This window comes from Aeromonas sp. 75A, from assembly GCF_051919425.1.
In the GTDB taxonomy this organism is placed as follows: Bacteria; Pseudomonadota; Gammaproteobacteria; order Enterobacterales; family Aeromonadaceae; genus Aeromonas; species Aeromonas veronii.
In genome coordinates this window covers 3228487-3242168 of record NZ_JBQBES010000002.1, presented here as the reverse complement: position 1 = coordinate 3242168, position 13682 = coordinate 3228487, and the positions used below count along the sequence as shown (strand labels likewise).

At 56.8% G+C, this 13682-nt stretch carries 13 protein-coding genes and 2 pseudogenes; 8 read left to right on the top strand and 7 right to left on the bottom strand.

The genetic code is table 11. The features are described from left to right. Window positions 1-158: 158 nt before the first annotated feature. Entirely contained in the window at window positions 159-611 is a 453-nt protein-coding gene (locus tag ACTG2T_RS15220; RefSeq protein WP_223849330.1) for an antitoxin Xre/MbcA/ParS toxin-binding domain-containing protein, read from the bottom strand. A gap of 111 nt (window positions 612-722) precedes the next feature. Here ACTG2T_RS15220 and ACTG2T_RS15215 point away from each other — a divergent pair, with 111 nt between their 5' ends. Next, entirely contained in the window at window positions 723-914 is a 192-nt protein-coding gene (locus ACTG2T_RS15215; RefSeq protein WP_058059819.1) for a hypothetical protein, read from the top strand. Window positions 915-1509: 595 nt separating this feature from the next. Further along, window positions 1510-1917, top strand: a complete 408-nt coding sequence (locus ACTG2T_RS15210; RefSeq protein ID WP_042024860.1) for an H-NS family histone-like protein — start codon at window positions 1510-1512, stop codon at window positions 1915-1917. Window positions 1918-2314: 397 nt separating this feature from the next. Here ACTG2T_RS15210 and ACTG2T_RS15205 read toward each other — a convergent pair whose 3' ends face one another. Beyond that, window positions 2315-3142: a Fic family protein gene (locus tag ACTG2T_RS15205; RefSeq protein WP_330125623.1), complete on the bottom strand. Its 828-nt coding sequence runs from the start codon at window positions 3140-3142 to the stop codon at window positions 2315-2317. A 66-nt stretch (window positions 3143-3208) separates the two neighbouring features. After that, window positions 3209-3442, bottom strand: a pseudogene (locus tag ACTG2T_RS15200) (DUF4172 domain-containing protein); the annotation flags it as partial. Between the two features lie 609 nt (window positions 3443-4051). On the opposite strand from ACTG2T_RS15200, the pseudogene trhP reads away from it, so the two are divergent. Next, window positions 4052-5412 (top strand): annotated as a pseudogene (gene trhP, locus ACTG2T_RS15195) (prephenate-dependent tRNA uridine(34) hydroxylase TrhP). Window position 5413: 1 nt separating this feature from the next. Beyond that, window positions 5414-5662, top strand: coding sequence for a YfhL family 4Fe-4S dicluster ferredoxin (locus ACTG2T_RS15190; RefSeq protein WP_005334896.1), 249 nt, complete (start codon window positions 5414-5416; stop codon window positions 5660-5662). Between the two features lie 75 nt (window positions 5663-5737). Here ACTG2T_RS15190 and ACTG2T_RS15185 read toward each other — a convergent pair whose 3' ends face one another. After that, window positions 5738-6130 carry a DUF1090 domain-containing protein gene (locus ACTG2T_RS15185; RefSeq protein ID WP_005353852.1) on the bottom strand — a complete coding sequence of 131 codons (393 nt, stop codon included), beginning with the start codon at window positions 6128-6130 and terminating at the stop codon, window positions 5738-5740. A gap of 158 nt (window positions 6131-6288) precedes the next feature. On the opposite strand from ACTG2T_RS15185, the gene ACTG2T_RS15180 reads away from it, so the two are divergent. Continuing rightward, window positions 6289-6642: a DsrE/DsrF/TusD sulfur relay family protein gene (locus tag ACTG2T_RS15180; RefSeq protein WP_005334901.1), complete on the top strand. Its 354-nt coding sequence runs from the start codon at window positions 6289-6291 to the stop codon at window positions 6640-6642. Between the two features lie 174 nt (window positions 6643-6816). Next, window positions 6817-7899, top strand: coding sequence for a diguanylate cyclase domain-containing protein (locus ACTG2T_RS15175; RefSeq protein WP_330125613.1), 1083 nt, complete (start codon window positions 6817-6819; stop codon window positions 7897-7899). A 34-nt stretch (window positions 7900-7933) separates the two neighbouring features. On the opposite strand, the gene ACTG2T_RS15170 is transcribed toward ACTG2T_RS15175, so the two are convergent. Beyond that, window positions 7934-9157, bottom strand: a complete 1224-nt coding sequence (locus tag ACTG2T_RS15170; RefSeq protein ID WP_330125614.1) for an MFS transporter — start codon at window positions 9155-9157, stop codon at window positions 7934-7936. A 200-nt stretch (window positions 9158-9357) separates the two neighbouring features. Next, window positions 9358-10365: a protease SohB gene (gene sohB / locus ACTG2T_RS15165; protein ID WP_005353858.1), complete on the bottom strand. Its 1008-nt coding sequence runs from the start codon at window positions 10363-10365 to the stop codon at window positions 9358-9360. 222 nt (window positions 10366-10587) lie between these two features. Between sohB and ACTG2T_RS15160 the strand changes: the two genes are divergently transcribed. Together ACTG2T_RS15160 and ACTG2T_RS15155 are read left to right on the top strand one after the other, a co-directional pair. Then, complete coding sequence (locus tag ACTG2T_RS15160) at window positions 10588-11343, top strand: YciK family oxidoreductase (RefSeq protein ID WP_005334909.1); 756 nt, start codon at window positions 10588-10590, stop codon at window positions 11341-11343. 132 nt (window positions 11344-11475) lie between these two features. Beyond that, the gene (locus ACTG2T_RS15155) at window positions 11476-12390 is read left to right on the top strand and encodes a LysR family transcriptional regulator (RefSeq protein ID WP_330125615.1); all 915 of its coding nucleotides are present in this window, start codon (window positions 11476-11478) and stop codon (window positions 12388-12390) included. Between the two features lie 15 nt (window positions 12391-12405). Here the strand turns inward: ACTG2T_RS15155 and ACTG2T_RS15150 are convergent, their stop codons facing one another. Then, on the bottom strand, window positions 12406-13578 hold the full coding sequence (locus ACTG2T_RS15150; protein ID WP_181223005.1) for an MFS transporter: 1173 nt from the start codon (window positions 13576-13578) through the stop codon (window positions 12406-12408). Between the last annotated feature and the right edge of the window lie 104 nt (window positions 13579-13682).

Sequence of the window (13682 nt, the reverse complement as noted above, 5' to 3'; positions counted from 1 at the left end):
AATGGTGAGCTGCTTAAATTTCATTGAAGCTCTCATAATTAGTAAATGGACAGTTTTCCGAATTTTTCAAGTGGGGTAAATGAAATAAATTTCAAAAAATGATGGGGTTGATTGTTTTTTAAGCATTCCGTGGGGATTCGCCTATCAGAACCCTCGATTTAGTTGCACACCCCATGCTGAATCCGTCCCACCAAATTCACAACAGCCTGAACCCCCATCGGTGTATTCAGCAATGTGGCTGGAGCCACGCCACCGAGGCCCCAGGCTGGTCTGTTTAGCCATGACAACGCCTTGGCAGTATCGTTCTTGTTGAGGGATAGTGCCGCATTGAGGGCCTGTACAACGCCGTATACCCTGGCACCCTGAGAGATTGATAGGGGAGCCCCAATCCTCAGCTTGCGAGCAACAGTGTGGCGGCTAATGCCTGCTAAGCGGCATATCAAACCTATGTCTGCACTCATCAATTCAGCCAGTCGATGAATGATGCCAGGAGCAACGCCAGCCACGATCCATAGATGTGCTCCTAGTGGGTCACGAGGAATACCAAGACCTTCTAGGAGACGGTTCGGAGTAACTGCGTCACTACTAGGATGATAGGTTGCATAGGGCATCATGTAGCACTCCTCATTGTACAAACACGACCTCTCATGAGCTATCCTACCCCAAACTGTCGTTTTGAGTGGAAAATTAACAACCAAATGCCCCTGCATTGAGGAGGGCTGATGACCGAGTTGGTCTGTACTGAACCAGGTTTAGGCATTGAGCTGGGGACTACTTTTCAGGTTCTATCGGAGAACGGCTCTGAATGGGAAATCCTGTTGGGGAATGAATACCGCAGGATCAACAAACGCAGCGGGCGCGTTACAGGTTGGAAAACACCGCCAAAATTTGAGTGCAAAGGCATCCAAAAATAACATATCAAATAAGTGCTCAATGCTGGTTATGCCAGTAATAATGTTGACTAGCGGCTTCACCTTTCATAGAATCAAGGCACAGGGAGATTCGCTACCCTAAGTGCGAAGTTGAAACAAGGGAGAGTCGCTACCCTGAGTGCGAAGTTGAAAAAATGCTGAAACCCTGCCTCGTTGCGGGGTTTTTTGCTTTCTGGAGACATGGATGTGTAGTGGCCTAGTCATCCAAGACTTCCTCTTAAGTTAAGAGGGGCGAAGTGTCTGGATCCTCAAGGGGCAAATCTAAAATTTCTTATCATCGACTCATTCTGTGAGCCAATGATATTGTCCTATCGGCTCATTTCGTGAGCCGAACAAGATCCTTCATCGGCTCATCTGGTGAGGTGGTCTCAACGCTCACTACCACTTGGATTTAATTTTTAGCTACATATTTTCATAGCAGATTGGAGCTAGGCCAATAAGTAGATCCAAACGCAATTTAGCTCAGGATTTTTAAATGATGCTTTTTCGAATCATCTTGGTGCCAAAAACAGTGGAGCTGATGCTGGGATTGAGAGATAATTTTCCTGATATAAAAATGTGATACATGAGGATAAAAATGAACGATTTTTTGAAAATACTGATGAATATTCGTAGTCTGCGAGCTGCATTGCGCGAGCTCTCTTTCGAGCAGCTGGTCGAAATCAGAGAAAAATTCGAAGAGATTTTTGCTGAGCGTGAGCAGCAAGAGAGCAAATTGAGAGAAGAGTCCGCTGAACGCCTGCAAAAACTGGCTGAGTTTACCGAGCTGCTGAAACAAGCGGGCATAGATCCGAGTGAGCTTGTTGGTACTGCAACCACTGCAAAAGCAGAGGGTACAGTAAAGAGCAAGCGCGCTCCTCGTCCTGCAAAATACAAATACACCGAAGACGGTCAGGAGAAAACCTGGACTGGCCAAGGTCGCATGCCCAAGACCATCGCAGAAGCAGTGGCTAATGGTCGTGCATTGGAAGAGTTTTTGATCTAGTGCTGAGAGCCCATGCCAGCTCGGCGTGGGCCTTTAATTCTATCTGTAGTAGGAGCACCGTATGGGGAGGACATTGGAGGATATGATTTCATCCGAATCACCCGAGGTTGTCCAGAGAGCCAAGGCTCTGGCCGAAGAGCAACTGGTACGTCTCAGTGTGACCAAACTGCTTTCAAATCTCGGGCCTGGTGATGTTCCTGCAATAGATCCCGATATTCTCGATAGTTTGTTATCACTCAAAAGATTAGTTGAGAGCCATGACTGTCGGTTAAGTCTATTCGTTCATATGCCTGACGGCACACATCATGGCGTCAACATTTAACTAAATAGCGTCATTTGTACACCAATCGCAGCTTTCATCTACCAGATGAAATTAACGCCCCATGGCGATGCTTTTTCAAACTCCCTCGGTGTGCAAGCGGATCTGATAGCGTGTATTGCGTCCGCCACCAGGTAATTTCTCAATGCACCCCCTACCCACCAATTCGGCCAGATGGCGTGTAGCCGTCGCCTTGCTGACTCCGGTGACTTTTTGATATTGGCTGGCGTTGATGCCATTTTCAAAACCTTGTTGGCCGCCATCCAATAAACGGTTAATAACCTTGGTTTGCTCTGGACTCAGACCATCATGACAGTGCTGCAACCAGAAATGTTTTTTGGCAAGAGAACGGTCAATAACCTGTAATGCCAGCTCTAAGGTGTAATCCAGTGTGTCGAGGAACCAACAGAGCCAGGATGTGATATCCAGCGTGCCCCTCTGCGCTGACTCAAGCGTCATATAGTAGTCACCCCGCAGCTCTAGAATCGCAACTGACATGGCATACAGCCGGATGCTGTGGCTGTCAGCCTGTGACAGCGCGAGATCGGTCAATGCCCGCGTGAGCCGCCCATTGCCATCATCAACGGGATGCAGGGTCAGAAACCAGAGATGGCTGATTGCCGCACGAAGGAGGGGATCCATCGTGGGGTCATGCCGAGTCTGGTTAAACCAGGGGATGAACTCGGCCAGTTGATCGTCCAGAGTTGCTCTGGGTGGTGCCTCAAAATGCACTGTGGGGCGATCAACACGCCCAGAGACAACCTGCATCGGCTCATCTCCTCGCAACTGCCCTACGTTCAGTCGCTGCACCGACCATTCGTTGGCGGGGAACAGCCAACGATGCCATTGGTAAAGCCTCTCAATCGTCAACTGTTGTTCATGGTTGTCGATGGCATCCAACATCATGGCCGCGAGCCCCTCTGAGCGATCTGACACGGGATAGGACGGAGTTTCTGATCCCCCTAACCGCCTAGCCAAGGAGGAACGCACGGATTGGGCATTGAGACGCTCACCCTCAATAGCGGATGAGGAGATGATGTTAACCAGTAACGTATCCAACGTTTGGTCGGAGTTCCCCAATCTGGAATGACTACCTATTAGCATTCCCAGCCTGCGTTGAGCATGCCGTAATCTGGGCAATATCTCGCTATCCTGCCAACGAAAATGGGGCCAGTCGGCTTGTTGCCAAATCCAAAATGGTTCCATTATTTCCTCATCCAACGTGCTAAGGTCTCAATAATGAGCCGACCCAGCCCATCATTCGGCTCAACATCTGAGCCGAATATAACACATGCAGCAGACCAGCAGAGCTGGAAATGAGGTGCCGCTCCAGGCTGAAAAACCTCAGGCCGGATTTATTGCTGCTGGATTGCTCTACAGTAATCCGTCGAGATGGGCTCTCTAGCGGGTGCTCATTTTCTTTTTGGAAGGATCTTGTGATTTTGCAGCATGTGCTGCATAGGGCCCATAGTGTCGTCTATTGATTTCGAATCCACGAGTTAACCCTTTCCAAATAGCTTATCCGCTGTCAGTCACGATGAACTGATGAATCAGGATGACCCTCTATAGATAGCAGCTGATATGTCCCCATATTGTTTTGCGATCTTCCTCTCTGCTCGCGGTTGTGCACCTTAAATCAACTCAGCAAAGCGGTGTGCGTGGCTGGCAGCTTGGTTTGGTGGTAAAATCTTGACGTGTTGGGAGCCCCCAACTACACACGACTATACACACAAAGAAAAGTGCGTTAAGTTATTGTTTATTAGACTCTATTAGGTAGAGTCGTCCTGATTTGCAATCAGATATAAAGAGTCCGCCATGTTTAAACCAGAATTGCTCTCCCCCGCAGGTTCCCTCAAGAACATGCGTTACGCCTACGCCTATGGCGCCGATGCCGTCTATGCCGGCCAGCCTCGCTACAGCCTGCGGGTGCGCAACAACGAATTCGATCACGAAAACCTGCAACTGGGCATCAACGAAGCCCATGCGCTGGGCAAGCAGTTTTATGTGGTGGCCAACATCCAGCCCCACAACTCCAAGCTCAAGACCTTTATCCGCGATATGCGCCCAGTGGTGGAGATGAAGCCCGATGCGCTGTCATGTCCGACCCCGGTCTTATCATGATGATGCGTGAAGCCTTCCCGGATATGCCCATTCACCTCTCGGTGCAGGCCAACGCGGTCAACTGGGCCACGGTGAAGTTCTGGCATCAAATGGGCCTGACCCGCGCCATCCTCTCCCGCGAGCTGTCGCTGGACGAGATCGAAGAGATCCGCATGCAGGTACCGGAGATGGAGCTGGAAGTGTTCGTTCACGGCGCGCTGTGCATGGCCTACTCCGGCCGCTGTCTGCTCTCCGGCTACATCAACAAGCGTGACCCCAACCAGGGCACCTGCACCAACTCCTGCCGCTGGGAGTACAAGGTGCACGAAGGTAAAGAAGATGACGTGGGCCAGATCGTCCACCGTCAGGAGCCCATCGCAGTGCGTCCGGACAACACCCTGGGCCTTGGCAAACCGACCGATGCGCTGGTGCTGCTGGAAGAGTCCAACCGCCCGGGCGAGTACATGAGCGCGTTCGAAGACGAACACGGCACCTACATCATGAACTCCAAGGACTTGCGCGCCGTCGAGCACGTTGAGCGACTGACCAAGATGGGCGTTCATTCCCTGAAAATCGAAGGGCGCACCAAGTCTTTCTATTACTGCGCCCGTACCGCTCAGGTTTACCGCAAGGCCATCGATGATGCGGTGGCGGGTCGTCCGTTCGATCGCAGTCTGATGGGCACCCTCGAAAATCTGGCCCACCGCGGCTACACCGAGGGCTTCCTGCGCCGTCACAACCACAGCGAATACCAGAACTACGACTACGGCTACTCCGTCTCCGACACCCAGCAGTTTGTCGGCGAGATCACCGGTCGCAAAGGTGACATGGTCGAGGTCGAGGTGAAGAACAAGTTCCTGGTGGGCAACAACCTGGAGCTGATGACCCCGCAGGGCAACGTCCGTTTCAATCTGGAGCAGATGGAGAACCGCAAAGGGGAGCTTATCGACACAGCGCCGGGCAACGGTCACGTAGTCTATGTGCCGGTCCCGAAAGATCTGGATGTGAACTACGGCATTTTGCTGCGCAATCTGGGCGACAGCCAGGATACCCGCAACCCGCACACGGCGGCCTGAGATGGCGCTGCTCATCACCGACAAGTGCATCAACTGTGACATGTGCGATCCCGAGTGCCCCAACCAGGCCATCAGCCTGGGTGAGGAGATCTACGAGATCGACCCCAGTCGCTGCACCGAGTGCGTCGGTCACTATGAGAAGCCGACCTGCATCAGTGTCTGCCCTATCGACTGCATCATCTGGGATCCCGCTCATGTGGAGACCGAAGATCAGCTGATGGAAAAATTTGTGCGGATGCACCGGCAGTAGCTGATGCACAGACCGTAAAACGAAAAAAAGGCCGAGCAATCGGCCTTTTTTGATCCTGCGTTCAGCGGCTGGCCATCACTTGCCGACCAGCCGGATCAGTTTGTCCAGCTCCCGCTGGGCCTCCAGCATCCGGGTCTGGGACTCCTCCAGCCTGGCCTGCCGCTTGGCAATCTTCTCCGGTTTGCCACTGACTCTCGCCTCCTGCAGCTCGAGCAGGCGCTCATCCACCTCGCCACGCAGTTTGTTAACCCGCTCTTTCTGCTCCTTAAGCAGACCTTCATCGGTACAGTTGACCTTGATATTGCGCGCGGCCTGTTCCAGCCCGGCAATCTGCCCGGCGTTATTGTGTGCTTTGGCAAACACCAGCTGGTCGTTGACGGCCTGCAGACGAGCCTTGCAACCGACCGCCTCACTGCCAAAGGCCTGACCCGCCAACAGCAGCAAGCCGGCTCCCAATACTTTCCACATCTCAATTCATCCGGTCTTGTTTGCGAGCTGACCATAAAAACCTCGATCGGCAGCAGGGTCAAGCAAGCGGGAAAAAGGTGCGACAGAAGTTGTGCGACATCACGCAATTGCCACCCTGTTGGCTCTACAATGGCGCTCTTTCCAATCGGGAGTCTGTTATGAATCAACAAATTGTGGTCATTGCCAACGGTGCCCCCTATGGCAGCGAATCCCTGTTCAACGCCCTGCGTCTCGCTATCGCCCTCAACGAACAGGGGGGTGCCAGCCTGAAGTTGTTCCTGATGTCCGATGCGGTGAGTGCTGCGCTGGCCGGTCAGGCACCGGCCGAGGGGTACAACCTGCGCCAGATGCTGGAAATCCTGCTGGCGCAAGGCGTCACCATTCGCCTGTGCAAGACCTGCACCGATGCCCGTGGCATCACAGCCCTGCCGCTGATCGAGGGGATTGAGGTCGGCACCCTGCCGATGCTGGCCCAGTGGACCCTGGCTGCCGACAAGGTGCTGACCTTCTGATCTCCCCCTCCGGATCTCTTGCCCCTTTAGTCTTCACCTGACCCTCCATAGCCCCCGCCACGCGGGGGCATTGCGCGCGCCCCAGCCTCACTGACTACACTATCAATTGCCACACCTGCTTGTTTGTCCCACCTCACGGACAGCGTAACGCCCAGTAATAAACCGAGGACGACGATGAATCCGACCGAACAGACCCTGCTTGAGCAGATGAGGATCACCGACTTTGAAATTGCCCATCGCAAGGAGTTATTGCTGCTCAATGAACAGGATGTGGCGCTGCTGGAAAGTTATTGCAGCAAGATAGAACCACGTATCGACGCCCTGGTGGATCGCTTCTACCAGCAGCAGACGGCCATCACCGAAATCGCCCTGTTGATCGGGGATGCCGATACCCTCATACGGTTGCGCACCGCGCAACGGCGCTATGTGCTCGATCTCTTCAGCGGCCATTACGATCTGGAGTACGTCAACAACCGGCTGCGGATCGGGCTGGTTCACAAGCGGATCGGGGTCGAACCCAAGCTCTATCTGGCCGCCATCAACACCCTCAAAGCCCTGCTGATCGAGGATATGTTCGAGCAGATCCACGATGAGCCGGAGCGCCTCGTCATGCTGGCCGCCCTGGACAAACTCTTTCTGTTCGACATCACTCTGGTCTTCGAAACCTACATTCGCAGTCTGGTGTCGGAAATAGAGTCCTCCAGAGAGAAGTCGGAGAACTATGCCAAGAGTCTGGAGCAGAAAGTACGCGAGCGTACCAAACAACTGGAGGAGCTGAACCGCACCGATGCTCTGACCGGATTGCTCAACGTTCGCCACCTCAACGAGCTGTTGTTGCTGAGCCTGCGCACCTGTCAGCGCCGTGCCGAACCCATGGCCATCGCCTATCTCGATATCGACAACTTCAAGCAAATCAACGATACCGAAGGTCACCAGCGCGGAGACGAGATCCTGCGCATCGTCGGCAACTGCATCCGTCAGGTCTTTCGCGCCGAAGACAGCTGCTTTCGTTATGGCGGAGATGAATTCTGCCTGATCCTGCCCAACTGCAACGAGAGTCAGGCGCGGGATATCTATCTCAAACGATTGATCAACACCGTCAAGGAACAGCTGGGCGATCTCACCCTCAGTATCGGCATAGTGCAGACCGGGCCGGAGCACTACGACGACGGGCTAAACCTGATCCGGCTCGCCGACGAGAGGATGTACGCAGCCAAGAAGGCGCTCAAAGAGAAGACTCCGGGTAGCACGCACTGAACATTCAGCATCACAGATCCCCGCATTAACCGGGTCAGCTCCGCTCAACCACAGACGTGGCCACAGCGGGACGCTGTACTCTGGCACCCCACTCATAGAGCGCAAAAATCGCCACACAAAGCAGCGCCATCAGCACATAGAGCCACTGACCGCTCCACTGCTCGAGGATCCAGCCTCCCAGCAGGGCGCCGGCGGCCCCTCCCAACCCGGCCAGTGCGCTGGCACCAAAGTAGCTCCCCTTGAGGTGGGTGGGGGCCATCTGGTCGATCAGCACGTTGAGCAGGGGGAAGAGGATGGTCTCGCCGATGCTGAGCAGCAGCACGGCGCCAAACCAGTGGCTGCGCACCATCGGGTCCCCCAGCGCGAAGAGCAGCTGGGCCGCCAGAAAGAGCGCCATACCGATATGAAGACGCACCCGCACCGGCCAGCGTGACAACAACCGCAGCAGCGGAAATTGCAGCAGCACCACGGTCAGGGCATTGGTCGCCACCAGCAGGGCAACCAGCTCGGCCACCTGCGGCATACCGGCCCGGGTCAGGTATTGCACCAGCGGCGAGTGAAACTGGGAGTAGACCAGCACCATCAGGAGATTGGCCATCACCAGCAGCAGGAAGGCGCGATCCGCCAGCAACACCTTGATGGCATCCCGCAGTCCGGGGCCAGCAGCACCCGGCTTGCCTGTGCAGCCAGCCCGGCGAAATCCCCAGCCAAAGGCCAGCGCCAGCAGCAGATAGCTCACCACCAGAAACAGGAAGGTCTCCTGCTGGGCGTTGATCCCGAGAGTCACCCCTAGCAGCGGCCCCAGCGCGGCCCCCAGGTTGAGCAGAAAATAGCGCAGGTGCAGTGCCAACTCCCGCGCCTTGGCCGAGGCCAGACTGTCAGCCATCAGCGCCTTGCCGGGGGCATCGATGAGCCCCGACGAGAGGCCGCTGCCCATCACCCCGACCCCGAGCCAGAATACCTCGTGCGAAAAACCGAGCAGACCGAAACAGAGCATCGCCACCAGACAACCGGCCAGCAGTATGCTGCGCCGCCCGAAGCGATCAGAGAGCCAGCCGCCGTAAAAACTGACCAGGGTAGAGAGGGCCATTGAGCCACCCAGTAACAGGCCAATGAAGGTGGCCGAAAGGTCATACTCCCGATAGAGCAGAATGGAGAGGAAGGGCCACACCATGTAGTAGCTGGTACGCACCATGAAGGTGCCCAGAATGACGATCCAGACCAGCGGGGTAAATTGCCTGAAGGTGCTCCATGACATCGCTATGCTCCATGCCCCGCAGCTCTTACCACAAGATCCTGTCATAAACGGGGAAAGCATTCAGTTGTAACAGAGGGCCTCAATAGAAACAATCTTTGCTCACCAGCAAGGTGCAACCGGATGCAAAAAGGCCAGCCGATGGGCATCGGCTGGCCTTTTTATCGCGGGATTTCCCTCTGACTAGAGCCAGAGGGCCAGGCTTAGCGCCAGGGGCTCTGCTGCCACAGCCGCCCCAGTCCGGCTTCCAGTGCCTGCGCGCCCTGCTGCCCCAGCTTCTGGGTCAGGCTTTTTGGCTTGCGATAGCTGATGCCGATCACCTTGTGGTGGCTGGCCTGCGCCAGCAGGTAATCATCACTGGTGCAGAGGGTATCCACCAACCCCAGCCCCTTGGCCTGACTTGCCAGCCAGTGCTCGCCGGTCGTGACCTGATCGATATCGAGTTGCGGGCGGTGTTCGGCCACAAAGGCCTTGAAGCGCTCGTGGATCGCCGCCAGCTCCTCGCGAAACTTCTCGCGCCCCAGATCGTCGTTCTCGCCAAACATGGTGATAGTGCGCTTGTACTGGCCGGCGGTGTGCATCTCGAATTCGATATCGTGCTTTTTCAACAACTTGTTGAAGTTCGGCAGCTGGGCGATCACCCCGATGGAGCCGACGATGGCAAAGGGGGCAGCCAGGATCTTGTCCGCCACGCAGGCCATCATGTAGCCGCCACTCGCCGCCACCTTGTCAATCGCAACGGTGAGCTTGATGTCACGATCGCGCAACCGCTGCAGCTGGGAGGCTGCCAAGCCATAGCCATGCACCACGCCGCCACCGGATTCGAGTCGCAGCAGCACTTCGTCGCCGGGCTGGGCGACGCCGATCACCGCGCTCACCTCTTCGCGTAGGGAGGCTACCTCTTTGGCATCCATGCTGCCGTTGAAATCGAGCACGAACAGGCGACTGCGCTCATCCCCCGCCTTGGCGCGTTTTTTCTGCTCCTCTTTCTGCTGCTTTTCCATCACCTTGCGCTCGGCCTTGCTGGCGAGCGCGCTCTTGAGTGCAAATTGCCCCTGCTCCAGCTCGCTCGAGAGATCGGTCACCACCAGCTCACCCTTGCGCGCTTTCGGCTGGCGAGTGCTGACGATCATCAGGATGATGGCGCCGATGGCCAGCAGGAAGGTCACTGTCTTGGCCAAAAACAGGCCATATTCGGTCAGAAATGTCACGATGGACTCCAGAATGGATCGGTTTTCGTCACATTCTAGGGAGTTTGATGGAGGCGCGCAAAAAATCGCAGCCAGTGCCAGGAAAAACCAACCCGAGCATCACAACCTCTCTATTTTCTTCACATTTTTCTTGCCGCTGGCTGGTCAAACAGGCGCGCGGATCAGTACACTTGGCGCCGATTGCCATGCACTTATGGCCGGAATTTGTTAACAGGAGTTGTCATGCTCGATTATCAGGCGCCCCGCGATCTGCTCAAGGATAAAGTCATTCTGGTCACCGGTGCCGGCGACGGAATCGGCCGCGAAGCCGCCCTCACCTACGCTGCCCACGGAGCCACCGTGATCCTGCTCGGCCGCACCAGCGCCAAACTCGAAGCCGTGTATGACCAGATTGAAGCGGCCGGTTATCCGCTGCCCGCCATCGTGCCGGTGGATCTGAAAGGGGCCACCGCCGCCCACTACCGCGGCATGGCCGAAACCTTCGCCCAGCAGTTTGGCCGCCTCGATGGCGTGCTGTTCAATGCCGGTCTGCTCGGCACCCTCTCTCCGTTTGAACATATTCAGGAGAAGGAGTGGGACGAGGTGATGCAGGTCAACGTCAAATCGGAATTCCTGCTGACCCAGGCACTGCTGCCGCTGCTGCGCCAGACTGCCAAGGCGCAGGGCGATGCCTCCATCGTCTACACCTCCTCCAGCGTGGGGCGCAAGGGGCGCGCCTACTGGGGCACCTATGCCATCTCCAAATTTGCCATCGAGGGGATGATGGAAGTGCTGGCCGACGAGCTTGAGAACACCGGTGTGCGGGTCAATACCCTCAACCCGGGCGGTACCCGTACCAAGATGCGCGCCAGCGCCTTCCCGGCGGAAGATCCCATGAACCTCAAGACTCCGGCCGACCTGATGCCGCTCTACCTCTACCTGATGGGGTCGGACAGCCGCGGCAAAACCGGTCAGACCTTTGTGGCTCAGCCAAAATAAACAAGTTGCGTGGCCCAGCCCAAATAAATCAATAAAATACCCAGAGTGTTGTGCGGCAGGGGTTAAATTGAATAGGGGGCACAGGCTCCCTGTTCGAACCACTGACCATCCTATCTCCAATCAGGTTGAACTATGTTTCGTCCCAAGAGCACGTTTGAGCAATGGCGGATCTTTCAGGCGGTGGTCGACTGCGGCGGCTACGCCCAGGCGGCCGAGGCGCTGAACAAGAGCCAGTCCTCCCTCAATCATGCGGTTGCGAAGTTGCAGCAGAGTCTGGGGGTGCCCTTGCTGGAGGTGCGCGGCCGCAAGGCGGTGCTGACGCCGGCGGGCGAGATCTTCCTCAAGCGTGCCCGTCAGTTGAGCCAACAGGTGGAAGAGCTGGAAAATCTGGCCAACAACCTGGAGCGGCAATGGGAGCCGCAGATCAACCTCTATGTCTCGGCGCTGCAGCCAAGGGATCGCCTCTATCGGGCGCTGGCCAGCTTCTATCCCCGCAGCCGGGGTTGCCGGGTCAACCTGCACGAACGCATTCACTGCCACTTCAACGCCCTGCAACCGGGGGATCTGATGCTCTCCGAGCATCTGCCAGGCGATCGCACCGGTCTGCTGCTGGACGAGGTGTGCCTGCTGCCCCTCTGCGCCGCCAACCATCCGCTGGCACAAGAGGAGGGGCCCATCCGCAGCGACGTGCTGACCAGCCACAACCAGATCAGCCTTCATCCCCCCATTCACCGCTCGGTGGACTGGAACGATGCAGATGACACCGGCTGGAAGGCGACCCACTACCACGAAGTGCTCGCCATGCTGCGCCTCGGCCTCGGCTATGCCTGGCTGCCGCGCCATCTGGTAGAGCGGGAGCTGGCGGAAGGGTCACTCATACAGCTGGATCTGGAGAGCGGCAACGAGCGCCACCTCTACACCTATCTGCTGACCCTCTCCCCCGAATCCCTCGGCCCCGCGACCGAGCTGCTGCTGCGCTGCCTGCGCAACGAATATCAGGGCGAATCAGCGCCGCTCCCGCACGCCCAACACCGGCACGATAAATAACAACCAGATCCCCCGTCAGACGTTGGGCACCCGCCAGCTGGCGGCCAGTGCCACCAGTGCCAATCCCAGCGCCACCATAAAGACCCCGTGGAAACTCCACACCTCCGCCACCACACCGGCGATAGCCCCCGCCATGATGGAGCCGGTGCGGATGCTGTTGGCAAACAGGGTAGTCGCCACCCCGGCTCGCCCCGGCATCAGATCCTGAAAGTAAGACATGCCGATCCCCGCCACGATGCCGATGAAGATGGCGTTGAACAGCTGCAAGGCGATCAGGGCGTATTGGTCGGTGAGGGTCACCAGACCTGTGTAAAAGGCCGCGCCAGCCAGCACCGCCAACAACATCATGGGGCGCTTGCCAAAACGGGCCGTGTAATAACCCGCCAGCAGCATGAAGGGGATCTCCAGCGCCGCCGCCGTGCCCATCAGGATACCGGCAAGCTTCTCATCCATCCCCAGTTCCCGGGTGATGTAGAGCGGCATATTGATGAGGTACATGCTGTTGCAGGTCCACATCAGGGTGGAGGCGATAAAGAGCGCCCGCACCGCCGGATCCCGCCAGCTGCTGACCCGCTCGATCTCTTCAGCCAGCTTGGGCAGTGGCAGAGAGGGGAGCCAGCGCCACACCACCAGGGCGCAGAGCAGGTAGGCCAGTGCCGAAGCCAGGTACATCAGCTCGAAACCGTAGCCGATGGCCAGCGCGAAGGCGATGGGCGGACCTATGACCCAGGCCAGCGAAAACTGAGCCCGCATCACCGAGCTGAACATGTCCGCCCGCCGGTTGCGGCTGTCGGAGTACTCCCGCGCCAGCGCAAACAACTGGGGGCTGGCAGTGGCCGCCAGCGCCGCCAGCATCACCCCCAGACTCGCCAGCAGCCAGTAGTTGCGGTTCCAGGCAAACAGCAGGGAGAGCGCCACCCCGGCAAAGCAGCAGCGCAGGATCAGTCGCTTGCGATCCCCCTTGTTGTCGGAGCGGTGGCCCAACCACTGGCTGACCAGAATGCCCACTACCGCATTGATGGTATAGAAGAGCCCGACCAGAAAGGGGCGCACCTGCACCTCTTCGGCCAGAAACAGACTTAAGGTAGGCACCTGCAGTGCCACCGCGACGCCGGTCATAAAGGTCACGGCAAGAAATGAAAGAGAGACGGGGTCAGGGCGTTTGACCGCCGCTATCGACAAGCTCATAGGGTTACCACTGATTGGAGGGACGATACGGGCTAACGGGCGGCAGCCGTATGAAAATTCGGCGCCTATCTTATGTCACTATCAAGAGCGGGCTCAAGGATGGC